Here is a 24,243-nt window from a genome sequence, read left to right on the forward strand (position 1 = left end):
TCAACGCGCCGATCTGTCCAATCCAATCGATTTAGAAGGCTCTGGCGCGCTTACGGTCGCCCCTGCTCAGTTTTTTGGCAGAAACCGTGGCCAAACAACGGCATTGCGCGAGCGTTCTCTTCGTGGAATGACGGTACCACCCTCCCCGGAAGCCAGCGAACAGACCTTTCCCGCCAATGACCCGATCCACAGTTTTCGCGCCTTTCGACATCGTCGAAGGCGATCGCAAGCGCGGCATGGTGCTTTTGGCCGATCACGCCCGCCGCGACCTGCCGGAGGAGTATGGCAGCCTCGGCCTGCCCGCGGCGGAGTTCGACCGCCACATCGCCTACGACATCGGCGTCGAGACTGTAACCCGCGAACTCGCAAGTCTGCTCGGCGTTCCGGCGGTGCTTGCCAATTTTTCGCGACTGCTGATCGACCCCAATCGCGGCGAGGACGATCCAACGCTGATTCGCCAGCTCTATGACGGCACCGTCATCCCGGGAAATTATCCCATGGCGCCGGAGGAACGCGAAAGACGGCTGGATCGCTTTTACCGCCCCTATCATGACGCCGTCGGCGCCATGATCGCCTCGGTGGCGCAAGCGTCAGCGCAGGCGCCCTTCATTTTTTCGGTGCATTCCTTCACACCGACCATGCAGGGCTTCGTGCGGCCGTGGCATGTCGGCATATTATGGGATCTCGACGATCGCGTTGCGCGGCCGCTGATCGACATGCTCGCCGAGGACAAGAGCCTCGTCGTCGGCGACAACGAACCCTATGACGGCGCACTGCGCGGCGATACCATGTTCAGGCACGCTATCGTCAACGGCTTTGCCCATGCGCTTATCGAGATCCGCCAGGACCTGATCGCCGACCGGAAGGGTGCGCTCGCCTGGGCCGAACGGCTGGCGCCGATCGTTGACGCGATAGATCGACGTGCCGATATACATGCAGTGAAAATATTCGGCTCGCGCACCGGGCCGGCATGATGGAGGCCAAGGAGGCCAACAAGCCATGACCGAACTCAGCGACGTACAAAAGCGCGATTTCGAAGCCGCTGCCTTCCGCCGGCTGGTCGCGCATCTGCGCGAGCGTTCCGACGTGCAGAACATCGACCTGATGAACCTCGCCGGCTTCTGCCGCAACTGCCTGTCCAACTGGTACCGCGATGCGGCGCAAGCCGAGGGTGTCGAACTCAGCAAGGACCAGTCGCGCGAGATCATCTACGGCATGGCCTATGCCGAGTGGCAGGCACTGAACCAGATCGAGGCCTCCGATGCCAAGAAGGCCGAGTTCGAGGCAAGACGCCCCAGGGACCACTAGAGCAATTCCAGGAAAAGTGTGAACGGTTTTCCGTCCGGAATTGCGTCAAGACAAAAGGATGGAACGGTTCGGCGTTTCCGTGAAACGATGAACCGTTCCAGGTCACAATCCATCGCACTGAACGACCTTCACGAATGGTTTTTGCCCCAAATGGGAGGACTGCCGTGCCTAAGATCGACGTCGCCGACGTACCCGGACGCAAGGGCTCATCCTATCCACCTCCGTTCGATGCACCCTGTGCCGAACGCGTGCGGCAGCGGCTGGGCAACGCCGGCGGGCTCACCGACTTCGGCATCAATCTCATGCGCCTGCCGCCGGGCAACTGGTCGAGCCAGCGCCACTGGCATTCGCACGAAGACGAGTTCGTCTACGTGCTCGAAGGCGAGCTGACGCTCGTCGAAGATGCCGGCGAGACGGTGCTGCGCGCGGGTGATTGCGCGGCCTTTCCGAAAGGCTCCGGCAACGGCCATCACATGATCAACAAATCGGGCGCAGTTGCGATCTATCTCGAAGTTGGTTCGCGTTGGCCCGCCGACGTAACCACCTGCTCCGACATCGACATGATGAGCACCAACGCCGACGGCCGGTTTGTGCACAAGGATGGCGCGCCTTATCCCGAGCCGTAGAGATTTTGGAGTGGACCACCGAGGTGGTTGGCCGACACGAGAGGACGTAGCGTCCACCGGCGCCTTGTGGCGCCGTCTGGTCCAAGCACTTTCGGCGAAGAGCGCTTGACTGTGAATTGAATCGATCTAATTTGCCGCGCAAAGCCATTTCCGGACCGGATTCTACCCGATGGACGCGCAGAAAATCACGCAAATCGCGATTCGTGGACGCTGGGCCGTGGCCGGCATCTTCCTCGCCAACGGCTTCCTGACCGGCAGCTGGGCGCCGCAGATCCCGGTGTTCCTGACCCGGCTGGACATCAGCAAATTCACGCTCGGCCTGCTGATCCTGTTGTTCGGCGCCGGCGCCGTCACCGCCATGACCTGGTGCGGCCATCTGATCTCGAAGCATGGCTCGCGCACCGTGCTGCGCTGGTTCGGACTTGCCGGCAGCTTCGGTCTTTTGATGGTGGCTCTGGCCCCCAATGTGCCCCTGGCGGCCATCGCCATGTTCATCTTCGGCGGTTCGATCGGCGGCATGGACGTCGCCATGAATGCCAATGCGGTGGCGGTGGAACGGCGGCTGTCCCGCGCCATCATGTCGTCCTCGCACGGTTTCTGGAGCCTTGGCGGTTTCGCAGGCGGCGCTTTGGGCGGTTTCGCCATCCAGAACTATGGTCATCTCGCGCATGCGACGATGGTGACGGCGCTTGCCTTTGCTGTCATCGCGGTAGCGATCCGCTACCTGATCGCCGAGGACAAGCATCCGGTCGCCGAGCATCACAAATTCGCCCTGCCGGCAAACCCGCTTGTCTATCTGGTCGGGCTGATGGCGCTGCTGACGATGATCTCCGAAGGCGCGGTGCTCGACTGGGCAGCGCTGTATCTCAGGCAGGAGCTCGGCGCCGATCTTGCTATCGCAGGCCTGGCCTATGCCGCCTTTTCCGGCGTCATGGCCGTCATGCGCTTTCTCGGCGATGGCGTCCGCAACCGTTTCGGTGCCGTTACGACGCTGCGCGCGTCGGCGCTTGCCGCTGCAGCCGGCATGCTGGTGGCCGGGCTGGCTCCCTCGCCGTGGCTGGCCATTGCCGCCTTTGCCTTTTGCGGCCTGGGTATTGCCAATATGGTGCCGATCATCTTTTCGGCCGGCGGCAACCAGGAGCGCATGGCGCCCGGCACCGGCATGAGCGTCGTCACCACAATGGGTTACTCAGGCATCCTGGTGGCGCCTTCGGCGATCGGCTTCATCGCCGAACACTCGAGCTTCGGCCCGATCTTCGTCGCTCTGTCCGGGTTGCTGATAGTCGTGCTGTTGATGGCCGGGCTCGCTCACCGCGCCGAATTTGCTGCCGAGCCTGCACCGGCTGAATAGCGCTTGAACTGTTCGTAGAGGAAATCCGCGACGCGGCGGATGCGGACGCTGGTACGCACGTCGCGGTGCATGGCCAGCCACACCGGCAGCGTCGGCAGCGGGAGGTCCGGCAGCACGATTTCCACCAGTGCATCGCGCTCGGCCAGCGGCTGCTGGCCAAAGCCGATGCCGTTTCCCGCCCGCAGTGCCTCCCACAAAACTATGTGGTTGTCGGTCCTGAAGCGGAAGGCATTGCGGTTGAGCGGAACCCCGAATTGAGCGAAGCCGCGAATGATTTCATCGCTGCGATCGAAGCCGACCAGATCGTGCTCGGCAAGATCGCGGGCCTCGCGCGGACGGCCACGCCGGTCGAGATAGGATTTTGCCGCGCAGGCGCGGAGCGGAATGTCGGTCACCTTGCGCGCGACCAGTTCATTCTGCGCCGGCTTGACCATGCGGATGGCAATGTCGGCGTCGCGACGCAGCAGATTCTCGGCCTGGTTCGAAGCGACGATCTCAACCTCGATGCCGGGTTCCTCGACGGCAAGCCGCGCCGTCATCTCGGGTAGCACATAGGCCGCCACCACCTCGCTGGCGGCAATGCGCACCGTGCCCTCGATCGCTTCGACCGATCCCAGGGCCAGCAGCGAAAATGCGCTCGCCTGCTCGCTCACCGCGCGGCCCCGTTCAAAAAGCGTGCTGCCCGCTTCCGTGAGCGCATAGCCGCGCCGCCCGCGCCGGAACAAGGTGACGCCGAGCGCCTGCTCCAGCTCGGCGATGTGGCGGCCGAGTGTCGGCTGGCTTGCGGCAAGCTTTCGCGCGGCGGCCGACAGGCTCCCGGTCTCCGCCACCGTGACGAAACTCTTGATCAGGTTCCAGTCTATATCCATTCAAAATTGAATATCAGACCACCAGCTTTCGTCAATTTCCATTCGTTTGCGAGGAGATCATATTGGGTCATACGCAAACATGGAGACAAACAATGACCAAGATGGCAATTCTCGGCGCCAATGGCCGGCTCGGCCGCACGGTGGCCAAGGCCTTCATTAATGCCGGCTACGATGTCCGTGCCGTCACCCGCAGCGGCAAGGTGCCGGCGGAACTCAAAGGCGCCACGGCGATCGCCGGCGACGCGCTCGACCGTGCTGCGCTGATCCGCGCGACCGAAGGCGTCGATATCATTTTCAACGGCCTCAACCCGCTCTACACCGACTGGAGCAAATGCCTGCCGATGGCCGAGAATGTGATGGCTGCCTGCCGGGCGAATGGCGCACTGCATCTCTTCCCGGGCACCGTCTACAATTACGGCTCGCCGATGCCGGCGGTGATCGCCGAGGACACGCCGTTTCGTCCGACGACGGAAAAGGGCCGCATCCGCGTTGCCATGGAAGACCTGTTTCGCCGCGAGGCCGACGCGGGTCGGGTGCGCACCATCCTGCTGCGCGCCGGTGACTTCTTCGGCGGCACCGGCAGCGGATCGTGGTTCGATCTGGTCGTTGCCGCCAAGATGACCAAGGGCGTCTATACCGCCCCAGGGCCGGTCGATCTCGTGCATGAATGGGCCTATCTGCCCGAACTGGCCAAGGCTTTCGTCGGACTGGCCGACAATCTCGACAAGCTCGGCTCCTACGAGGCGCTGAACTTTCCCGGCCATGCGGTGACCGATCTCGAGATCAAGGCGGCCGCTGAGAAGGCGCTCGGGCGCACGTTGAAACTGACGTCGATGCCGTGGTGGGTGCTGCGTGCCGGCAGCCCGTTTGTGGCGATGTGGCGCGAGATCGTTTCGATGTCCTATCTCCGCTTCGAGCCGCACCGGCTGGTTTCAGGCGGGCTTGAAGGCATTATCGGTGCGATCCCCCACACGCCGCTGGAAAATGCAGTGTCGGAAGCGCTTGAAGACATCGGTATCGCCACGGTGAAGGCAGCGCAGAAGCAATCTGAAAAAAGGCGGATGGCCTGACGGTCATCCGCCGCTTGTCGGGGACCAATGATTGCGGTCAGATCCGGCCCATCAACAGCAGCACCAGGACAACGATCAGGATGACGCCGACGATGCCGGATGGTCCGTAACCCCAGGACCGCGAATGCGGCCACGCCGGAACCGCGCCAATCAGGATAAGAATAAGGATAATGATGAGAATGGTGCTTATCGTCATCAGAAAATCCTCGCTTTGAGGTTGCAATGACGGAACAATGCAGAAGGCCGCCCATTGTTCCCGGGCGGCCTTTGCTTGATCAGGACGGCGATTCAGCCTCTATTCGGCGGCCTTCGGGAAGGCGATCGCCGGTTCGGCGCCCAGATCGGCCTCCAGGCCTTCCGAGGAGATCTCGGCCTTGCCGCGCCCGAACAGGCGACTGAACCAGCCCCGACGCGCACTGGGTTTTACTTTGGCGCGGGTGAACACCATCAGCATTGACGGCGTCACCACCAGCGTCAGCACGGTGGCGAAGGACAGGCCGAAGACGATCGCCGACGACAGCGAAATCCACCATTGCGTCGACGGCGCGTTGATCGTCGTCTCGTGATGGAAGATTTCGAGGCCGAGGCCGAAAGCGATCGGCAGCACGCCGAGGATCGCCGACACCGCCGTCAGCACCACCGGGCGGGCACGTTCGCGGCAGGTCTGCAGAACGGCTTCGTATTTGTCCCAGCCCTCTTCGCGCAACCGGTCATAGGTGTCGATCAACACGATGTTGTTGTTCACCACCACGCCGGCCAGCGCGATGACACCGATGCCCGACATGACGATGCCGAATGCCTCTCCCGTCAGCAGCAGCCCTAGGAACACGCCGATCGTCGCCATGACCACGCAGGACAGCACCAGCCAGACGCTGGTGAACTTGTTGAACTGCGCCAGAAGCACAATGAAGATCAGGAAGATCGCGGCACCGAAGGCTTTGCTGAGGAAGGCCCCGGCCTCCGCGCTGTCCTCATTGGAACCGGCAAGCTTCCAGCGAATGCCGCTGCCGAGGTTCATGTCGGCGACAGCTTTGGTGACCTCCTGCTGGACGGCAGCCACCTGGGCGCCGGCAGCGACGTTGGCCTGGACGACCACCGTTCGCGCGCCGTCGATGCGATTGAGGATACCGACCGTCGGCTCCGGCTTGCGTACGACGAAGTTCGAGATCGGCACCGAGCCTTGCGCGGTCTGAACCCTGAGTTCGTCGAGCGTCGACAGCGTGCGCCGATCCTCGGGCAGGCGCAGTCTGATGTCGACGGCATCGTCGGCGCCGGCGGGGCGGTACTCGCTGAGCTTCAGCCCGTTGGTCACCAGTTGGACCACCGTTCCGACCGCGGTCGGGCTGATGCCGTACTGCGCCGCCTTGGCGCGATCGACCTCGAGCGCCCAATCGACGCCGGGCGGCGCCAGGCCATCGGAAATATCGATGACGCCGGGCACCTTGGTAATGCGCGCGGCGACGGCGCGGGCCTTGTCGTCAAGACCCTTCGGATCGACGGCCGAAAGCCTGATCTGGATCGGCTTGCCGGTAGGCGGGCCGGCTTCCGGCACGCGAACCTCGACGTCGACACCGGGAATGCCGGCCATCACGCCGCGCAGTTCGTCGAGGATTGAGTTCGCCGATTTGCGCTCGCGCCAGTCGACGAATTCGTACTGGATCACGCCGACCACGTCTTCCGGAACGTCCTGGCCGCCGCCCTGCGTCTTGCCGACATGGGTATAGACAGACTTCACGCCCGGCCAGCCGAGCAGCCGATTTTCCGCCGTCTTGGTGGCCGCGTCCATTTCGGCAAGCGAAAGATTGCCGCGGGCGTGGACATAGAGCAGGCCGTAGTCAGGCTCGACATTCGGGAAGAATTCGACGCCGGCGCCGAATTTCGAATAGGCGTAGCCCACGCCAAACAACAGCGCGACGGTAAGGACAAGCACGGTGATGGGATAATGCACCGCCTGCTTGACCACGGCCATGTACCAGCCGTCGCGATTGTCGTCGGGGTGATGAGCCGGCGCCTTGGCAAATATGGCGCCCAGCGTCGGCGCGAAGACCAGCGCATAGAGCATCGAGGCCGAGAGTGTCACGATCAACGTGATCGGCATGTATTTCATGAAATCGCCGATGATGCCCGGCCAGAACAACAGCGGCGAGAAGGCGGCAATGCGCGTCATCGTCGCGGCGATGACCGGGCCGGCCATGCGCTTGGCCGCAAGCGCGAACGCCTGTTCCTTCGGCATGCCCTCGCTCATGCGTCGCTCGGCGAATTCGGTGACGATGATAGCGTCGTCGACCAGCATGCCGACCGCCAGGATGAGGCTGAACAGCACGATCATGTTGATCGTGTAGCCCATCATCGCCAGCAACAGGATGCCGATCAGGAAGGATGAGGGGATGGCCAATCCGATCAGTAGCGAGGCACGGCCAGACAGCGCGTAGAGAATGACGATGAACACCAGGATGACGGCGATCATCACGTGGTTCTGAAGGTCGCCGAGTAACTGGTTCACGAAGACGGACTTGTCTTGCGTGTAGGTGACGTGCATGCCCTCCGGCATCGTCTCGATGAAGGCGTCGGACACCTCCCTGACCTTGCCAATCGTATCGATCAGGTTGGAGCCGATGCGCTTCTTCACCTCGATGGCAATCGCCGGCTTGCCGTCCAGGCGGGTAACCGTCTCGGCGTCCTTGAAGGTCGAGCGGACGGTGGCGATATCCTTGGCCTGCACCACCGCGTTGGGGCCGGCGACGACCGGAAGCGCCGCCACATCTTCTGGTGTCTCGATAAGCGAGGGCACCTTGACTGCGTATTTGCCCTCGGATCCTTCGATGTTGCCGGCGGCGACAAGACTGTTGGAAGCGCCGACCGCACCGATCAACTGGTCGAGCTGCAGCCCGTAGGACGAAAGTTTCATCGGATCGATGACCACTTCGACGAGGTCGTCGCGCGCACCCTGCAATGAGCCCTCGAGCACGCCAGGCACTTCCTCGATGCGGTCGCGCAACTCGCGCGCCGCCGCCGTCAGCACGCGCTCGGGCACCTCGCCCGACAGCGTCACGACCAGGACGGGGAACTCGGAGATGTTGACCTCGGAGACCACGGGCTCCTCAGCCGCTTGCGGCAGGTCGGCCTTGCCGTCCTGCACCTTGCTGCGCGTGTCCTGCAGCGCGGTGGCGAGATCCGTCTGTGGTTGGAATTCGACCAGCACATAACCGCCGCCCTGGAAGGCGGCCGAGCGCATCTCCTTGAGGCCCTTCAGGCTCTTCAGCTTGGCTTCCATCGGCCGCAGCAGGAGGCGTTCGGAGTCTTCCGGCGAGATTCCCTGGTAGATCAGGCTGACATACATCATCGGAATCGGAACGTCGGGTTCCGCTTCCTTCGGCGTCGACTGGTAGGCGACCGCACCGGCAAGGATGAGAAAGACCAGGACCGCAATGGTCAGCCGGGCATTGCTGATTGCAAGTTTGACGATGTCCATGATTACTGCGTCCCGGTCGTCGCTTCGCCCAACAGCTTTTGAATGGTCGCCTGGTCGGCCTCGACCGGCTTGACCACTTCGCCTTCCTTCACCAGCTCCTGGCCAGCGACGATGATGCGGGCGTCGGCCGGAATGCCGCCGAGCACCAGGCCGGTCGGCGTGTCGTCGACCAGGTCGATCGGGAAGAACACGACCTTGTCATCCTTGTCGACGGCGCGGATGCCGAGGTCGCCCTTGTCGCCGAGCGTCACCACCGATCGCGGCAGCATCACGGCGTCGGTCGGCTGGGCGCTGAGCGCAATTTCTGCCGTCATGCCGGCCGGTACGGACCCATCGGCATTGGGGATAGCGACTTCAACCCGGAAGGTACGGGTTGCCGAAGATGCATCCCGGCTGATGTAGCGCACCGTACCCTTGACGGTCTGGCCACTGACCAGGCGCACATTGGCTTCGTCACCGATCTTCAGATAGCCGAGATCGCGCTCGCTGACTTCGCCGCGGGCGATCACCGGATCGAGCTTCAGAATGGTCGCCACCTCGCCGCCCTGCATGACGGAACTGCCAAGCTCCACCGGCACCCGGTCGATGACACCGTCGAAGGGCGCCTTCACCTCGTTGCGGTCGAGTTCGGCTTGCGCAGCGTCCAGTTGCGACTTGGCCAGCGTCAGGTTGGAACGGGCCGTATCGAGCTGCAGCGTCGGCAGATTGCCGGTTTTCATCAACCGCAGGGCCGCAGCCAGCTCGGCCTCACGTTGCACGACAAGCTGCTTGGCGTTGTCGACCGCCGAGATTTTTTCCTCGGCGGCAAGCATCAGGATCAGGTCGCCGGTCTTGACGTGCTGACCCTGCTTGACCGGCAGCTTGTCGATGACGCCGGCGACGCGTGTCGCCAGGACCGCGCGCTTGTCGGCTTCGGTCAGTCCGGAAATGCGGATAGCGCGCGCATAGATGCGCCGCGGCGGGGTTATGATCGCGACCGTCCGCAAGGCCGCTTTGGGCTGTTCTGCCTCGGCAGTCCCCGGCTTGGCAGCCCCCTGTTCGCCAGTTTGGGGCTTGCCTGAGTCGGCGGCCTTGGGCTGCTCGACCTCTCCTGCCTTGGGCTTGTTGTCGGCGGACGCGCTGCCGACGGACGAGAATTCGCCTGTCGCCATCCAGCCGGCGAACCCGATGAGCACAACAATGGCTGCAAGCTTGTGAAACCTGAATTTCGGCATCGTCATTTTTTCCAGTGCGCGGGGTTCGGCCAGGCCGCATCTTCTACTTGGGGCGCGTCGCCGATATGGGTGCGCGCGAGGCCGTATTCAAATTGCCGTGATCGGCGAAGCGCGCTTCTACCTTAAAGTTGCGTCGCAATATAGTCAGAAAAGTTGATGGATTGTTGCTTTGTCCGCAAAGATGCGGCTGCAGCATCGGCTGTTGATCGCCAAAACAGCGGTATGGCAGCAAGTGTCAGGATGATTGGACAGATTGCGATGTCATCTGCTTTGCGGGGGAGCCAGAACAATTCCAGGAAAAGTGTGAAACGGTTTTCCGTCCGGAATTGCGTCAAAAAAGATAGAGCGGTTCGGCGTTTCCGTGAAACGGTAAATCGTTCTAGGCCGGACGGCGGGCGGCCTCGGGCTGCTTGCGCGCCGCAAGAAACTCCTTGACCCGCCGGCCCGGCGCCGGCCCGCGCACCGGCTTCAAGCCGTCGTCGAGCTCGCCGGACAGATCGATCGTCGGCCGCTTGCCGACGGCGTCGTAATTTTCTTCCAGCCAATCACTGGCTGCGGTGCGGCCGAGGTCACGCAGATAGGCAAGGAACGCCCATTCGGCATTGACCTTGGACGATGCCGACAGATCCTTGAACGCTTCGTCGGCATCGATGCGGTGCATGCGGATGTCGCGATATTCGCCGTGCGGCAATCGGCCGGCGGCGATCAGTTCCTTGACGAAGGCGATCGAGCGGAATTCGCGCAACAGCCCGGCATTGAAGGTGATCTCGTCGATGCGGTTCTGGATCTCATTGGCGCTCTTCGGCGTCCCTTCGCGGACCACCGGATTGATCTGCACCAAAAGCACGTCCTCAGTGGCCGCCGTCTTGAAGAACGGGAACAGTGCCGGGTTGCCGCCATAGCCGCCATCCCAATAGGGCACGCCCTTGATCTCGACGGCGCGGAACAATTGCGGCAGGCAGGCCGACGCCATTACCGTGTCGAGGTCGATCTCGCCGTCCGAGAAGACACGCAACTGGCCGGTCTCGACATTGGTCGCGGAAATGAACAGTTCCATCGACTTGCAGGCGCGCACATTGTCGAAATCGATCTCACGTTCGACCACATCGCGCAGCGGATTGATGGCGAGCGGATTGGCGACATAGGGCGAAAATACCCGCGACATCGTATCGAACAGGAAATAGCCGGGCGTGTTCTCGATCGACCAATTGCCCCAGGCGACGTCCCACGGCATGCGCTGCACTGGGCTGAAGCGGCCCTTTGCCGCCACCGCACGCCAGAAATCATCAAGTTTCCGCCGTGCGCCCTCGACGCCGCCGCGAACGAAGCCGTCGGCCAGCGCGACGGCATTCATGGCGCCGGCGCTGGTGCCCGAAACCGCCGTTATATCGAGGCGCCCGTCCTCGAGCAGCCGATCGAGCACGCCCCAGGAAAACGCCCCGTGCGAACCCCCGCCTTGCAGCGCGATGTTGATCTTCTTTGGCTCCTCCGCCTTGCCGTTTTTCGGCATGGCGTGACCCTTGACCGCTGGACGGCTCACTGAGCGGTCCAGCCGCCATCGACAGAGATGTGCGTGCCGTTGATCTGCGCTGCCGCATCCGAGCACAGGAACACTGCCGCCGCCGCAACCTGCTCGACGGTGACGAACTCCTTGGTCGGCTGCTTTTCGAGCATGACCTCGCGGACCACAGTCTCGCGGTCCATCTTGTTGGCCTTCATCTGGTCGGGGATCTGCGCCTCGACCAGCGGCGTCAGCACATAGCCGGGACAAATGGCATTGCAGGTGATCTTGTCGCGCGCCAGTTCCAGGGCGACCGTCTTGGTCAGGCCCATAATGCCGTGCTTGGCCGAGACATAGGCCGACTTGAACGGCGAGGCCACCAGCCCATGGGCCGAGGCGACGTTGACGATCCGGCCGCCACCGGCCTGTTTCATCAACGGGATGGCGGCGGCGATGGTGTGGAAGGCCGATGACAGGTTGATGGCGATGATCGCATCCCACTTCTCGATCGGGAAGCTTTCCACCGGCGCGACATGCTGGATGCCGGCATTGTTGACCAGGATGTCGACCGAGCCGAATGTCTCGGCTGCCTTCATGACCAGAGCCCGGCACTCGGCCGGCTTCGACATGTCAGCCTTGACATAGGCGGTCTGGACCTTGTGGTGTTTCGCAATTGCGTCGGCGATGGCGTGGTCGTCGGCGGTGTCGGAAAAGGAATTGACGACGATGTTGCAGCCTTCGGCCGCGAGCGCGTGGGCAATGGCCAGGCCGATGCCCGAGGTGGAACCGGTGACGATGGCGGTTTTTCTGGCGGTCAAGGCGGCTTATTCCTTTCGAGGCGGGCTCCCGCGGAACCATGCTGCACTGCAGCATATAGGCTCTCTGCCACCCAAGAACAGCGGATGTGTGGAGCAATGACATGAAATTTTTGTCATGAGGACCTCTCTCACCTTGACGAGAGAGTGTCTGGCACCGGCTGTAGCGGGGCCGGTTTCCGCAAAGCATGCGGGGGAAAATCCTTAGGCGACGAGGTCCGGCACCGGCCCGATATAGCGCGACTGCGGCCGGATCAGCCGTCCGCTCGTCTGCTGCTCGCGGGCGTGGGCGATCCAGCCGGCGACGCGCCCGGCAGCAAAGACATTGGTGAACGCCTCTTTCGGAAAGCCCGCGGCCTCCAGCAGAAGTGCTGTGAAGAACTCGACATTGGTCTGGAGCGAGCGCGACGGCTTGGCGATGCGAAGCACTTCAAGCGCCGCTTGCTCCACGCTTTCGGCAAACGCCAGCCGGTGGCCGGCTTCGCCCTCGGCGCCGAGTTGCCGCACCACCGCTTTCAGCACGTCGGCACGCGGATCGCGCACACGGTAGATGCGATGCCCGAAGCCCATGATGCGGCGGCCGCGCGCGATCTCGTCGCGCAGCCAGATGGCGGCGTCGCCATGCGCCTCTATCGCATCCAGCATCTCGATCACCGGACCTGGCGCGCCGCCATGCAGCGGCCCCTTGAGCGCTCCGAGTCCGGCCAGCACCGCCGAAGTAAGCCCCGCCTGCGTCGAGGCGACCACGCGCGTGGCGAAGGTCGATGCGTTGAGGCCATGGTCGCAAACCGTCACAAGATAGGTATCGAGCGCTTTCGCCAACTTCGGCGAGGCCGCCATGCCGGTCAGCATCCGCAGCATGTCGGCGGCATGATCGGCCTTGCGATCAGGCGCAATTGGGCTTTCGCCGCGCTGCAAGCGCAGCAAGGCCGGCGTCAGCACGGCAGGTGCCGCAACCAGCCTGAGCGCGTCCGGCAATTTGTCGCCGTCCGGCAGTAGGGCAATGCCGGCGCGCATCGCGCTGTAGATATCGAGGGATGCGAGAAACGGCAGCAAGGGTTCGATCCGCTCGAACACTTCACTGCGCGCCCGGCCGATCGCTTTCGCCAGCTCCTTTTCGCCGGGAAGATCGTCGAAAGAGCCGTCGAACAGCAGCCGAACCACGTCGGCGTATTTCCAGCGGCCTGCCAGTTCCGGCAACGAATGGCCCCGGATGGTCAGGCGGCCGCCAAGACCGTCGACATCGGAGAGCACCGTTTCTGCCACCACCACATCATCGAGCCCATTCGCCATTGGTTTTCTCCTTGACCCTTTCCGGGTCGTAGATAAGGGTTGGCGGCTGGGCCATCAATCTTGATCAACCGAATCAACGTGCCAGGTTTACATGACTGAGTGGCTGACGCGGGACGAAGCCCTGGAGCGCCTCAAGGTGCGCGCCCAGACGCTCTATGCCTATGTCAGCCGCGGACGCATCGGCATGCGGCCGGATCGGGCCGACCCACGCCGCAGCCAGTATCGCGCCGACGACATCGCGGCGCTGGCGAGCCGCCGGGCGCGCGGCCGAAATCCCCAGGCAATCGCCGAAAGTGCAATTGCCTGGGGTGAGCCAGCGATCGCCACCACGATCTCGACCGTTTTGCACGGCCGCCTCGTCTATCGTGGCCAGGATGCGGTTGCACTCTGCGAGACTGCCACGCTGGAGCAGACGGCAAACCTGCTTTGGGCATCTGACGCACCAGTGTCGTTCGTGTCGGCGAGCCGCCATGGCAACGGCGCAACTGGCCGGCCGGCTGCCTTCGCGGAATTGGCCGCGTTGGCGGCCAAGGGCCGGCCTTCGCTCGGCCGCAGGGCGGCTTCGCTCAACCACGATGCGGCCGGCGCCATCGCCGCTCTGGCCCAGGCGCTCGGCGCGGTTCGCGGAATCGGTGCCGTGCACGAACGACTGGCGCAGGGCTGGTCCCTCGATGCAGCCGGCGCAGACTTGATCCGCCGCTCGCTGGTGCTGTTGGCCGATCACGAACTGAACGCATCGACCTTCGCCGCGCGGGTCGCCGCGTCCACCGGTGCACCTGTTTCGGCCTGCCTGCTTGCTGGCCTCGCCACGCTCTCCGGTCCGCGCCATGGCGGCGCCGCGGAGGCGGTCATGATGCTGGCGGAGGATGCGCAGAGATTGGGGCCGGATGCGGCTGTCGGACGCTGGCTCGGTCACGACAGGCCACTGCCCGGATTTGGCCATCCGCTTTATCCCGACGGCGATCCGCGTGCGGAACCGTTGCTGGCCGCGATCGATGTCGATGATGGGCTGTTACGGCTTTGCGATGCGGCCTTTGCGGCAACGGGCATGCGCCCGAACGTCGATTTCGCCTTGGCCGCGCTGACGCGCAGCCTCCGTTTGCCGTCCGATGCGCCGTTTCGCTTGTTTGCGCTCGGCCGCAGCATCGGCTGGGCCGCGCATGCCGTGGAGCAGGTGACAAGCAGCGGCCTGATCAGACCACGCGCCCGCTACCAGGGACCGCTGCCGGAGTTCCATTAGCTGGCGACGCAATCGCGGGCCCTTTTTTTGGGTGCTGGCGGATTAAGCTTTAGATGGAATGGTCATCCGGCTCATGAAAAGTCGGAGAGCCCGCTGCGCGGCCAGGGCTGGCGGCTCGGACGGATGCCATTCCCGGAAATGACCATCGATCGCCATGCGTGCCAACCCATAAACGAGTGCACGCGCGGCAAGCACAAGATGATCAAAGTCGGTGCCGGGAGCAAGCCGACCCTGTTGTTGCGCTTGCGTCAGCAAGTCGATCATCGTCCGCCGAATAGCCTCATTCTGATCACGAAGGCTGTCCGACCCTTCAAAATCAATCAGGGTTCGGGAACTGATGATCTGGAAATGCGTGGGGTTGCTAATTGCCCATTCCAGATAGCCTTGTCCGATTGCTTCGAAGGCCTCAATGGGATCTGCGCTGTCGATTTTCGACCGCGCCTTGGCAACGGCCTTTGTCAGCCGATCCATGGCCTGTTCGGCGACCGCGGTGAGCAGCGCTGTTTTCGATCGAAAATGCCGGAATGGCGCGCCGGGCGAAACGCCGGCACGTTTTGCGGCCTCGCGTACGGACACATGCTCGGCTCCCCGCTCCTCGATGATCTCCACGGTTGCCGTGATCAAGGCCTCGACGAGATTGCCGTGATGGTATCGCTTGGCATCTCCGGCTTCGTCGGAATCAGTTGTCTTGGTCATCTCAGTCAAATAGCACGAGAGCGGAATGTAATCACTGATTATTTCCCTTGTGTTCGAGCGCTGCGTATGTAATCAATGTTTACATCGCAACGGAGGTTACCATGTTTCGCATCACCGCAACGACTGCCCTCGCTTTCTCCTTATTGTCGCTCGTATCTGCCGAGGCCGAGGATCGGCCCACCCTGGAAGTCGTCTGGCCGACGGCGGGTTCAGTTGTCGAACTGGGCAATTCTCCTGAGAAGGCGATAGGCGTTGTCGTCAGGAGCAACTTCAGGCTGCTCACTGCGGGTGAGTGCGGGGAAATCAAGCAATGCGGCCACGTGCATATGAAGATCGATCCCAACGGAGACACCTGCAACATCCCCGGCAAGCCGTACAACAGCATGAACAGCGACTTTGGCGGTGATCTTATCAAGGCCCGTTTCGGCCATTGCCCGGATGCCGCCGGCAGACACGTGATCGGCGTGCTTCTTGCCGATGATCATCACCGGCCCATTCTAGTAGACGGCAAACCTGTTACCGCTCTGGTGACGGTGACCACGAAATAGGGCATGCCACGAAATAGAGCGTGCCACAAAATAGAGCGTGGATGACATCTTCACCTTCGAGGCGAAGATGTTTTCTGACACAGGCCTGCTGAGGGAAATTTTGGGCCGGCGCTTCGCCGGCCGGCAGTCACGACATCGTGTCGAGCTTGCGCTGCATCGCGGCGATCTGCTCCTTCAGCTCCTGAAGGTCGTCCGGTTTTTCCGGTGTTTCTTTCCTGGCCTGTTCGGCCGGTGCTGCTGCCGGCGCAGACCCCGCAGGCGGGAACGGCGTGAACAGCCGCATGGCGTTCTGGAACATTTCCATGTTACGCCGAGTCTGCTCCTCCAGCACCTTGATCGGCGTCGCGATCTTCATCATGTCCATCGGCGACTTGCCGAGGGCATCTTTCATCTGCTCGCGAAAGCGTTCCTGCTCCTTCGAGAAGGCCAGCATCGACTGTTCGAGAAAGCTTGGCACGATCATCTGCATCTGGTCGCCGTAGTAGGCGATGAGCTGACGCAGGAACGGGATCGGCAGCATGTTCTGCCCGTCCTTGTTCTCCAGCTCGAAGATGATCTGGGTCAGCACCGGATGCGTGATGTCGTCGCCGGTCTTGGCGTCCTGGACAGTAAAGTCCTCGCCTTTTTTGACCATTTCTGCGAGATCCTCGAGCGTCACATAGGTGCTGGTGCCCGTATTGTAGAGACGGCGATTGGCATATTTCTTGATAACAATAGGTTCGTCTTTCGCGGCCATCTGCATCCTCCCCGGACACCGGCCAGCTTAAGTAAGCCGCCGGTAACGATTGCGCCTTGTTAAAGGATATGCGCAAAAGCGTCATGAATCCAAGCTGTTTGTGCAGTGCGGGAACATTTTATGCTGCGCAGCACGGATGGGCCGTCATCGCAGCGACGCGCGGCCTGCTTGCCGCGGAGGAACGCCATGCCCATTTCGGGTTTGACTCGGGTTGTGGAAAGGGCAAGAAAAGTCCCCGACGGCACCCGAAATCGCTCCCCGAAAGTCTGGAGAAGAACATGTCCGCTTCCAACGCCATCGTTGTCGCCAGTGCGGCGCGCACGCCTGTCGGCTCCTTCAACGGCGCCTTCGCCAACACGCCAGCTCATGAACTGGGTGCCGTCGCCGTCAGGGAAGCGCTTGCCCGCGCCGGCGTCGACGGCAAGGAGGTGGACGAGGTCATTCTCGGCCAGATCCTGACCGCGGCTCAAGGGCAGAACCCGGCGCGGCAGGCGGCCATGGCCGCCGGCGTGCCGCAGGAGGCGACCTCCTGGGGCCTGAACCAGCTCTGCGGCTCCGGCCTGCGCGCCATCGCGCTCGGCATGCAGCAGATCGCCCAGGGCGATGCAAAAATCATCGTTGCCGGCGGCCAGGAATCGATGTCGATGGCTCCGCATGCGCAGCATCTGCGCGGTGGCGTCAAGATGGGCGATTTCAAGCTGATCGACACCATGATCAAGGACGGCCTGACCGATGCCTTCTATGGTTATCATATGGGCAACACGGCGGAGAACGTCGCCCGCCAGTTCCAAATCACCCGCGACGACCAGGACCAGTTCGCACTGGCTTCCCAGAACAAGGCCGAGGCTGCGCAGAAAGGCGGAAAATTCAACGACGAGATCGTTGCCTTCACAGTCAAGGGCAGGAAGGGCGACACGATAGTCGACCAGGACGAGTACATCCGCCATGGCGCGACGATCGACGCCATGACCAAGCTCAAGCCCGCCTTCGACAAAGACGGCACGGTGACAGCAGCCAATGCTTCCGGCATCAATGACGGCGCCGCCGCCGTGGTGCTGATGACCGAAGCGGAAGCCGCAAGGCGCGGCATCACGCCGCTGGTGCGTATCGTTTCCTGGGCGACCGCCGGCGTTGACCCGCAGATCATGGGGACGGGACCGATCCCCTCCTCGCGCAAGGCGCTGGCCAAGGCCGGCTGGTCGGTCGGCGACCTCGATCTGGTCGAAGCCAACGAGGCCTTCGCCGCGCAGGCCTGCGCCGTCAACAAGGACATGGGCTGGGACCCGTCCATCGTCAACGTCAATGGCGGCGCCATCGCCATCGGCCATCCGGTCGGCGCCTCGGGCGCCCGCATCTTCAACACGCTGGTCTACGAAATGCGTCGCAGAAGTGCCAAGAAAGGTCTTGCCACGCTGTGCATCGGCGGCGGCATGGGCGTTGCCATGTGCGTGGAAGCATTGTGATGAGATAAGCGATACGAATAGGATACTGGCGCAAAGCGAGTAGGGAATAGAGGGCAAACCTACCGCTTCAACGCTCAGTCATCTGCATTTCCCGGGAGGACACATGACAAAGGTTGCAATCGTCACAGGCGGGTCGCGCGGCATCGGCGCGGCGATATCGGTCGCCTTGAAAAGCGCCGGCTATTCGGTTGCCGCAAACTACGCCGGCAATGAGGAAGCGGCAGCAAAGTTCAAGGCAGCGACCGGCATCCCGGTCTACAAATGGTCGGTTGCCGACTACGAGGCCTGCGCTGCCGGCATCAAACAGGTAGAGGCCGATCTCGGTCCCGTATCGGTGCTGGTCAACAATGCAGGCATCACGCGCGACGCGATGTTCCACAAGATGACGCGCGAGCAATGGAAAGAGGTCCTCGACACCAACCTTTCCGGCGTCTTCAACATGACGCATCCGTTGTGGGGCGGCATGCGCGACCGCAAATTCGGCCGCGTCATCACCATCTCCTCGATCAATGGCCAGAAAGGGCAGGTCGGCCAGGTCAATTATTCGGCCTCGAAGGCCGGCGATATCGGCTTCACCAAGGCGTTGGCCCAGGAAGGCGCGCGCGCCGGCATCACCGTCAACGTCATCTGCCCCGGCTACATCGCCACCGAGATGGTCAAAGCGATGGACGGGAAGGTGCTCAACGAGCGTGTCCTTCCGCAGATCCCGGTCGGCCGTCTCGGCGAGCCGGAGGAGATCGCGCGCTGCGTCGTCTTCCTCGCTTCCGACGATGCCGGGTTCATCACCGGCTCGACCATATCAGCCAATGGCGGGCAGTACATCGCCTGACCGTTTATCTTTACGTTGAGATAGATACGCGCTTGGACGAACGGGCCTGCAAAACGGCCCGTTTCTATAGCGGTCTTCCCGTTGCAAGATCTCCCCCCAATCCGGCACGCAAAGGTTAACGGCCGCTGCGCAGCCTGTGCAAAAACTGCCCGGCAGCCTGTGGATTCTCGGTGGAAAAGCTGTTCACAACACAACATGTTGCGGTGAACAAACCAAGAAACTTTGCCTATCGCTGATTCGTCGCCGATTCGTTCCGGCTTTGAGCGGAACGTTAACGGCGAGAGCCGAAAACACCCTCGAAATGATTAAAGCGGATTAGGAAACATCAATAATTTCATAATGTTGGGCGAAGCAGATTGGCCGGCCACGATCATTCACCGGCAAAGGTTAACGGTGGTGCTCGTTTGAATGCCGCCTGCATGAATCGGGCCAGTTTCTGTGATTCAGCATGTGGTGAGACTCGCCGGCAGAAATCCCAGATGTAGCCGTGAACAAAACCTGAATCAGCGCGAGTCAGTGATTCGTCGCTGATTCGTTCCAGACTCGTTCCAACTGTTAATCGGGAACAGATTTCTGGCTTCGAACCGACCAATCAGCCTGCCCTCGGCACATTCCGCTTTCGCTTCGCGCCCGAAATCCCTATGTGTCGCCTGTCATACGCGGCCAATATGGGCGCGCTCCCGACAATGCGAGGCAGAGAGCCTTATTTCCAGGCCGATGAACATCCATCCGAAACACACTGAACCGCTGATCCTGTCGGGTCGAGACGTAACGGCCGTGCTCGGCCCGACCAATACCGGCAAGACCCATCTCGCCATCGAACGCATGGTGGCGCATGAGAGCGGCGTCATCGGCCTACCGCTCAGGCTGCTTGCCCGCGAGGTTTATACGCGCGTCTGCGAGAAGGTCGGCGCCCATAAGGTTGCGCTCATCACCGGCGAGGAAAAGATCCAGCCGGCGGGCGCGAAATACTCGGTCTGCACGGTGGAAGCGATGCCGCGCGAGACCGACGCCGCCTTCGTTGCCATCGACGAGGTCCAGCTCGCTGGCGATCTCGAACGCGGCCACATCTTCACCGATCGCATCCTGCATCTGCGCGGCCGCCAGGAGACGCTGCTGCTGGGTGCGGCCACCATGCACGGCATTCTGCAGCGCCTGCTGCGGGGCGTGTCGGTGGTGACCCGGCCACGGCTGTCGCATCTTGCCTATGCCGGCTCGAAGAAGCTGACCCGCCTGCCGCGGCGCACCGCGATCGTCGCCTTCTCGGCCGACGAGGTCTATGCCATCGCCGAGCTGATCCGCCGCCAGCAGGGCGGTGCCGCCGTCGTGCTCGGCGCGCTCAGCCCGCGCACCCGCAACGCCCAGGTGGCGCTGTTCCAGTCGGGCGATGTCGACTACCTCGTCGCCACCGACGCCATCGGCATGGGCCTCAACCTCGACCTCGACCACGTCGCTTTCGCCCAGAATCGCAAATTCGACGGCTACCAGTACCGCAACCTGACCGCGGCCGAGCTCGGCCAGATTGCCGGCCGTGCCGGCCGGCATCTGCGCGACGGCACCTTCGGCGTCACCGCCCAGGTCGATCCGCTGGATGAGGAATTGGTCAAGAAGATCGAGGCGCATGATTTCGATCCGGTGAAAGTGCTGCAGTGGCGTACCGCGCATTTCGATTTCGCCAACCTCGATGCGCTGAAGCGCTCGATCGAGACCAACGCCCCGGTCGAAGGCCTGACGCGCGCACTGCCGGCCGTGGACGCGCAGGCGCTCGAGCATCTGTCGCGCGACGAGGACATCCGGGCACTCACCACCGACGCCAGGCGGGTGGCGCTGCTGTGGGAAGCCTGCGCGCTGCCCGACTACAGGAAGATCGCGCCGGCCCAGCACGCCGACTTGATCGCCTCCATCTACATGGACCTTGCCAGGCACGGCCATGTCGACGAGAACTACATGGCCGAGCAGGTGCGCCGCGCCGACACCACTGAAGGCGATATCGACACGCTATCGCACAGGATTGCCCAGATCCGCACATGGACCTTCGTTTCCAACCGGCCCGGCTGGCTGGCCGATCGGGCACACTGGCAGGAAAAGACGCGCGAAATCGAAGACAGACTGTCGGATGCGCTGCATGAGCGGTTGACGAAACGTTTTGTAGACCGCAGGACTTCCGTCCTCATGCGGCGCCTTAGAGAAAACACGATGCCTGAAGCCGAAATCAGCCCAACCGGAACCGTCCTCGTCGAAGGCCATCACGTCGGCGAGTTGCAGGGTTTCCGCTTCACCGCCGACCAGAGCGCCGGCGGCGAGGACGCCAAGGCGGTGCGGGCGGCGGCGCAGAAGGCGCTTGCCGCCGAGTTCGAGGCGCGTGCCGAACGCTTCGGCGCCTCGGCCAATGGCGACATCGCGCTGGGTTCGGATGGCACGCTGCGCTGGATCGGCGCGCCGATCGGCACGCTGGTCGCTGGCGAAGACGCTTTGAAGCCGCGTCTCGTTCTGCTCGCCGACGAGCAACTCACCGGCCCGGCCCGCGACAAGGTTGCGGCGCGCGCCGAGCGCTTCGTCAATTTCCAGATCGAATCCCTGCTGAAGCCGCTGGTCGATCTCAAGAATGCCGAGCAGATCACCGGCATCGGCCGCGGCATCGCTTTCCAGCTCGTCGAGCATTTCGGCCTCATCAACCGTCGCGACATCGCCGACGAGATGAAGTCGCTCGACCAGGAGGGCCGCGCGGCGCTTCGCCGTCTCGGCGTGCGCTTCGGCGCCTACCATGTCTTCGTGCCGGCGCTGATCAAGCCGGCGCCGGCCGGGTTGATAACGATGCTGTGGGCGCTGAGAAACGACGGCAAGGACAAGCCCGGCTTCGGCGATGTCGTTCACGCACTGGCCTCCGGCCGCACCTCGGTGGTCATCGATCCAACCTTCGACAAGACCTTCTACAAGCTGGCGGGCTACCGCAATCTTGGCCGGCGTGCTGTACGCGTCGATATTCTCGAACGGCTGGCCGACCTGATCCGGCCGGCGACCAACTGGAAGCCGGGCCTCGGACCTCGCCCCGACGGCGCCTATGACGGTCAGTCCTTCATGGTGACGCCGCCGATGATGTCGATCCTCGGCGCCACCGCCGACGACATGGAAGAAATCCTGAAGGGGCTCGGCTATCGCGCCGATGCCAAGCCGGCGGCCGAGGTCAAGGCGCGGCTCGAAGCACAGGACAATGCCGCGCGTGAAGCGGCCGCTGCAAAGCAGGCGGCGGAAGAGGCAACGCGAGCCGAGCAGGCGAGGATGGCGGAAGCAGCTGCCGCGGCAGAGCCGCCGGCGGAGGTTTCGGCGGAGGCTTCGGAGCCTGTGTCGGATGCGGCTCCTGTTGCGGAGGCGGCCGAAGCCGTGACCGAAGCGGCGGCAGAGCCTGTCGCGGAAGACCAGCCGGAAGCTCCAGCCCCTGAAGCTGCGGCAGAAGTCACGCAAGAGACCCAGCCCGCCGCCGAAGCGGCTGCAGAACCAGCGGCTGAGCCAAGGACGGAACTTGGGGCGGAAACTGAGGCTACGGCACCGGCAGAGCCGCCGGTTTCCGACACTATGGAAGCATCGCCGGCCGAACCTGCAGCAACGGCGGAAGCCGTCGCCGGCGAAGCTGCCCCAGAAGCCGAGGAGCCAAAACCTGTGCTGTTGTGGCGGCAGGGTCGTTTCGACCAGCGCCCGCGTCATCGCCAGCATGACAACCGCCCCCGGGACAATCATCGGGACAGTCGCCCGCGCAATGGTCAAGCTGCGCCGGACGGCAGCAGCGATGCGCCGGTAGATGCCGGCGGGCAACCGACGCCGGGCGACCGGCCCGCCCGTCAAGGGCGCCACGATCAGCGCGACGGCGCCGGCAAGCCACGCTTCGACCGCAGCAAGTTCAAGCCCAAGCCGCAAGGCGAGGCGGCAGAGCAGCGCGCCGGCAAGCCGCAAGGCGAACGCCTCGACCGGCGCGAAAACCGGCCCGACTGGAAGGCTGGACGGCAGGACGGCAAAGGCGGCGCCCAAGGCGCAAAGCCCGCCTTCCAGCCAAAGCCGCGTGAGGAACGCCCGGTCCGCTTCGATCCGGACTCGCCCTTCGCCAAGCTCGCCGCGTTGCGCGACCAGCTGAAGAAGTAAGCTGTTCGTCCGATGGTCACTGATGCCCGCCAGCGCATCGACAAGTGGCTGTTCTTCTCGCGCGCGGTAAAATCACGCACGCTGGCAGCCAAGCTGGTCGTCACCGGACGCGTCCGCATCAATCGCGACAAAGCAGCGCAGGCATCCGATACGGTCCGGCCGGGTGACGTTTTGACCATCACGCTCGAGCGGCGGATCTTCGTCTGGAAAGTCCTTGGCACCGGCGCACGGCGCGGCCCGGCCGAAGAAGCCCGCCTGCTTTACGAGGACATGTCGCCGCCCCCCGCGCCCAAGGGCGAGGCGCTTCCGGATGCGGTGCCGCCGTTGCGCGAGGCCGGCAGCGGTCGCCCGACGAAGAAGGAACGCCGCCAGACCGACCACCTGCTCGGCGACGATTGAGCAAGGTCGAACTTCCGCTTTGCCGGGCCTCTGGAATTCCATTCCGGAAACCCCGGCACCGCTGGCAAGGGCTGCCCTTGCCAGCGGCGGACAAAGGCGTTACCTCACCAAAAAAGCCCAACAAAATGGGACGTCCCGGAGCCGACCAATGACCTATGTCGTGACCGACAATTGCATAAAATGCAAATACATGGACTGCATCGAGGTCTGTCCGGTCGACTGTTTCTACGAAGGTGAGAACATGCTCGTCATCCACCCGGACGAGTGCATCGACTGCGGCGTCTGCGAACCGGAATGCCCGGCCGACGCGATCAAGCCCGACACCGAGTCGGGCCTCGACAAATGGCTGCAGATCAACACCGAATATGCCGATAAATGGCCCAACATCACCGCCAAGAAGGAGCCCCCGGCCGACGCCAAATCCTTCGACGGGGAAGCTGGCAAATTCGAGAAATATTTCTCCCCGGAGCCCGGCGAAGGCGATTAACGAGAGCGCTGATTGCGGCAGCCTGACGCGGCGTAACAGACGTGATACATTAACTGCCTTGACAGGCGGCGATGGCGCATGGCCTTCGCGCGTGCAGCAAAACCTTGATTCTTCCGACTTTTTGTGTTATATCAGCCCAACATGCCGGTGACACAACGTCGATTTATGGCGCAAACGCCCCAAATCACTGAA

The 24,243-nt window shown here is 63.0% G+C and carries 21 protein-coding genes; 12 read left to right on the forward strand and 9 right to left on the reverse strand.

The features are described from left to right. The first annotated feature begins 176 nt into the window (after positions 1–176). The 4 genes from NKI50_RS15315 (at position 177) to NKI50_RS15330 (ending at position 3,285) form a co-directional block, all read left to right on the forward strand. A complete protein-coding gene (locus NKI50_RS15315) occupies positions 177–974 on the forward strand; it encodes an N-formylglutamate amidohydrolase (RefSeq protein WP_023720999.1) in 798 nt (265 codons plus the stop codon). A 25-nt stretch (positions 975–999) separates the two neighbouring features. Beyond that, positions 1,000–1,308: a DUF1244 domain-containing protein gene (locus tag NKI50_RS15320; RefSeq protein ID WP_023721000.1), complete on the forward strand. Its 309-nt coding sequence runs from the start codon at positions 1,000–1,002 to the stop codon at positions 1,306–1,308. A 164-nt stretch (positions 1,309–1,472) separates the two neighbouring features. Further along, complete coding sequence (locus tag NKI50_RS15325) at positions 1,473–1,934, forward strand: cupin domain-containing protein (protein WP_352480892.1); 462 nt, start codon at positions 1,473–1,475, stop codon at positions 1,932–1,934. Between the two features lie 169 nt (positions 1,935–2,103). Beyond that, positions 2,104–3,285, forward strand: coding sequence for an MFS transporter (locus NKI50_RS15330; protein ID WP_352640162.1), 1,182 nt, complete (start codon positions 2,104–2,106; stop codon positions 3,283–3,285). Here NKI50_RS15330 and NKI50_RS15335 read toward each other — a convergent pair. Continuing rightward, positions 3,243–4,154 (reverse strand): LysR family transcriptional regulator, encoded by a 912-nt coding sequence (locus NKI50_RS15335; protein ID WP_352640161.1) that lies wholly within the window; start codon positions 4,152–4,154, stop codon positions 3,243–3,245. The genes NKI50_RS15330 and NKI50_RS15335 overlap by 43 nt on opposite strands. Positions 4,155–4,246: 92 nt before the next feature. On the opposite strand from NKI50_RS15335, the gene NKI50_RS15340 reads away from it, so the two are divergent. Beyond that, positions 4,247–5,224 (forward strand): SDR family oxidoreductase, encoded by a 978-nt coding sequence (locus NKI50_RS15340; RefSeq protein WP_352717031.1) that lies wholly within the window; start codon positions 4,247–4,249, stop codon positions 5,222–5,224. A gap of 37 nt (positions 5,225–5,261) precedes the next feature. On the opposite strand, the gene NKI50_RS15345 is transcribed toward NKI50_RS15340, so the two are convergent. The 6 genes from NKI50_RS15345 to NKI50_RS15370 form a co-directional block, all read right to left on the reverse strand. Then, a complete protein-coding gene (locus tag NKI50_RS15345; protein ID WP_023678456.1) occupies positions 5,262–5,420 on the reverse strand; it encodes a DUF3309 family protein in 159 nt (52 codons plus the stop codon). Between the two features lie 99 nt (positions 5,421–5,519). Continuing rightward, a complete protein-coding gene (locus NKI50_RS15350) occupies positions 5,520–8,696 on the reverse strand; it encodes an efflux RND transporter permease subunit (RefSeq protein ID WP_352717033.1) in 3,177 nt (1,058 codons plus the stop codon). Between the two features lie 2 nt (positions 8,697–8,698). Then, positions 8,699–9,910 carry an efflux RND transporter periplasmic adaptor subunit gene (locus NKI50_RS15355; protein ID WP_023721006.1) on the reverse strand — a complete coding sequence of 404 codons (1,212 nt, stop codon included), beginning with the start codon at positions 9,908–9,910 and terminating at the stop codon, positions 8,699–8,701. 379 nt (positions 9,911–10,289) lie between these two features. After that, a complete protein-coding gene (locus NKI50_RS15360; protein ID WP_023721007.1) occupies positions 10,290–11,420 on the reverse strand; it encodes a patatin-like phospholipase family protein in 1,131 nt (376 codons plus the stop codon). Positions 11,421–11,446: 26 nt separating this feature from the next. Beyond that, positions 11,447–12,229, reverse strand: coding sequence for a 3-hydroxybutyrate dehydrogenase (locus NKI50_RS15365; protein ID WP_023721008.1), 783 nt, complete (start codon positions 12,227–12,229; stop codon positions 11,447–11,449). A 201-nt stretch (positions 12,230–12,430) separates the two neighbouring features. Beyond that, positions 12,431–13,519 (reverse strand): citrate synthase/methylcitrate synthase, encoded by a 1,089-nt coding sequence (locus tag NKI50_RS15370; protein WP_352480894.1) that lies wholly within the window; start codon positions 13,517–13,519, stop codon positions 12,431–12,433. Positions 13,520–13,610: 91 nt separating this feature from the next. Here NKI50_RS15370 and NKI50_RS15375 point away from each other — a divergent pair, with 91 nt between their 5' ends. Next, positions 13,611–14,759, forward strand: a complete 1,149-nt coding sequence (locus tag NKI50_RS15375; RefSeq protein ID WP_023721010.1) for a citrate synthase — start codon at positions 13,611–13,613, stop codon at positions 14,757–14,759. 42 nt (positions 14,760–14,801) lie between these two features. On the opposite strand, the gene NKI50_RS15380 is transcribed toward NKI50_RS15375, so the two are convergent. After that, a complete protein-coding gene (locus NKI50_RS15380; protein ID WP_352494173.1) occupies positions 14,802–15,455 on the reverse strand; it encodes a TetR/AcrR family transcriptional regulator in 654 nt (217 codons plus the stop codon). Positions 15,456–15,556: 101 nt separating this feature from the next. On the opposite strand from NKI50_RS15380, the gene NKI50_RS15385 reads away from it, so the two are divergent. Further along, positions 15,557–16,003, forward strand: a complete 447-nt coding sequence (locus NKI50_RS15385) for a hypothetical protein (protein ID WP_023721012.1) — start codon at positions 15,557–15,559, stop codon at positions 16,001–16,003. Between the two features lie 127 nt (positions 16,004–16,130). Here NKI50_RS15385 and phaR read toward each other — a convergent pair whose 3' ends face one another. Next, positions 16,131–16,739, reverse strand: a complete 609-nt coding sequence (gene phaR, locus NKI50_RS15390; protein ID WP_023721013.1) for a polyhydroxyalkanoate synthesis repressor PhaR — start codon at positions 16,737–16,739, stop codon at positions 16,131–16,133. A gap of 278 nt (positions 16,740–17,017) precedes the next feature. Here phaR and NKI50_RS15395 point away from each other — a divergent pair, with 278 nt between their 5' ends. The 5 genes from NKI50_RS15395 (at position 17,018) to fdxA (ending at position 24,051) form a co-directional block, all read left to right on the forward strand. Further along, entirely contained in the window at positions 17,018–18,202 is a 1,185-nt protein-coding gene (locus tag NKI50_RS15395; RefSeq protein ID WP_352480897.1) for an acetyl-CoA C-acetyltransferase, read from the forward strand. 103 nt (positions 18,203–18,305) lie between these two features. Next, positions 18,306–19,031 carry an acetoacetyl-CoA reductase gene (gene phbB, locus NKI50_RS15400; protein WP_352588271.1) on the forward strand — a complete coding sequence of 242 codons (726 nt, stop codon included), beginning with the start codon at positions 18,306–18,308 and terminating at the stop codon, positions 19,029–19,031. A gap of 717 nt (positions 19,032–19,748) precedes the next feature. Beyond that, positions 19,749–23,165 carry a helicase-related protein gene (locus NKI50_RS15405; RefSeq protein WP_352640155.1) on the forward strand — a complete coding sequence of 1,139 codons (3,417 nt, stop codon included), beginning with the start codon at positions 19,749–19,751 and terminating at the stop codon, positions 23,163–23,165. Positions 23,166–23,177: 12 nt separating this feature from the next. Continuing rightward, complete coding sequence (locus NKI50_RS15410; RefSeq protein ID WP_023721017.1) at positions 23,178–23,564, forward strand: RNA-binding S4 domain-containing protein; 387 nt, start codon at positions 23,178–23,180, stop codon at positions 23,562–23,564. 148 nt (positions 23,565–23,712) lie between these two features. Continuing rightward, complete coding sequence (gene fdxA / locus NKI50_RS15415; protein WP_023721018.1) at positions 23,713–24,051, forward strand: ferredoxin FdxA; 339 nt, start codon at positions 23,713–23,715, stop codon at positions 24,049–24,051. Positions 24,052–24,243: the final 192 nt, after the last annotated feature.

It is taken from the genome of Mesorhizobium sp. M0563, assembly GCF_040321065.1.
In the GTDB taxonomy this organism is placed as follows: Bacteria; Pseudomonadota; Alphaproteobacteria; order Rhizobiales; family Rhizobiaceae; genus Mesorhizobium.

Excerpts from the sequence above, each read along its gene's own strand:
- NKI50_RS15315 (WP_023720999.1), top strand. The coding sequence starts at position 177 with ATGACCCGATCCACAGTTTTCGCGCCTTTCGACATCGTCGAAGGCGAT.
- NKI50_RS15320 (WP_023721000.1), top strand. The coding sequence starts at position 1,000 with ATGACCGAACTCAGCGACGTACAAAAGCGCGATTTCGAAGCCGCTGCC.
- NKI50_RS15330 (WP_352640162.1), top strand. The coding sequence starts at position 2,104 with ATGGACGCGCAGAAAATCACGCAAATCGCGATTCGTGGACGCTGGGCC.
- NKI50_RS15335 (WP_352640161.1), bottom strand. The coding sequence starts at position 4,154 with ATGGATATAGACTGGAACCTGATCAAGAGTTTCGTCACGGTGGCGGAG.
- NKI50_RS15340 (WP_352717031.1), top strand. The coding sequence starts at position 4,247 with ATGACCAAGATGGCAATTCTCGGCGCCAATGGCCGGCTCGGCCGCACG.
- NKI50_RS15345 (WP_023678456.1), bottom strand. The coding sequence starts at position 5,420 with ATGACGATAAGCACCATTCTCATCATTATCCTTATTCTTATCCTGATT.
- NKI50_RS15350 (WP_352717033.1), bottom strand. The coding sequence starts at position 8,696 with ATGGACATCGTCAAACTTGCAATCAGCAATGCCCGGCTGACCATTGCG.
- NKI50_RS15355 (WP_023721006.1), bottom strand. The coding sequence starts at position 9,910 with ATGCCGAAATTCAGGTTTCACAAGCTTGCAGCCATTGTTGTGCTCATC.
- NKI50_RS15360 (WP_023721007.1), bottom strand. The coding sequence starts at position 11,420 with ATGCCGAAAAACGGCAAGGCGGAGGAGCCAAAGAAGATCAACATCGCG.
- NKI50_RS15370 (WP_352480894.1), bottom strand. The coding sequence starts at position 13,519 with ATGGCGAATGGGCTCGATGATGTGGTGGTGGCAGAAACGGTGCTCTCC.
- NKI50_RS15375 (WP_023721010.1), top strand. The coding sequence starts at position 13,611 with ATGACTGAGTGGCTGACGCGGGACGAAGCCCTGGAGCGCCTCAAGGTG.
- NKI50_RS15380 (WP_352494173.1), bottom strand. The coding sequence starts at position 15,455 with ATGACCAAGACAACTGATTCCGACGAAGCCGGAGATGCCAAGCGATAC.
- NKI50_RS15385 (WP_023721012.1), top strand. The coding sequence starts at position 15,557 with ATGTTTCGCATCACCGCAACGACTGCCCTCGCTTTCTCCTTATTGTCG.
- phaR (WP_023721013.1), bottom strand. The coding sequence starts at position 16,739 with ATGGCCGCGAAAGACGAACCTATTGTTATCAAGAAATATGCCAATCGC.
- NKI50_RS15395 (WP_352480897.1), top strand. The coding sequence starts at position 17,018 with ATGTCCGCTTCCAACGCCATCGTTGTCGCCAGTGCGGCGCGCACGCCT.
- phbB (WP_352588271.1), top strand. The coding sequence starts at position 18,306 with ATGACAAAGGTTGCAATCGTCACAGGCGGGTCGCGCGGCATCGGCGCG.
- NKI50_RS15405 (WP_352640155.1), top strand. The coding sequence starts at position 19,749 with ATGAACATCCATCCGAAACACACTGAACCGCTGATCCTGTCGGGTCGA.
- NKI50_RS15410 (WP_023721017.1), top strand. The coding sequence starts at position 23,178 with ATGGTCACTGATGCCCGCCAGCGCATCGACAAGTGGCTGTTCTTCTCG.
- fdxA (WP_023721018.1), top strand. The coding sequence starts at position 23,713 with ATGACCTATGTCGTGACCGACAATTGCATAAAATGCAAATACATGGAC.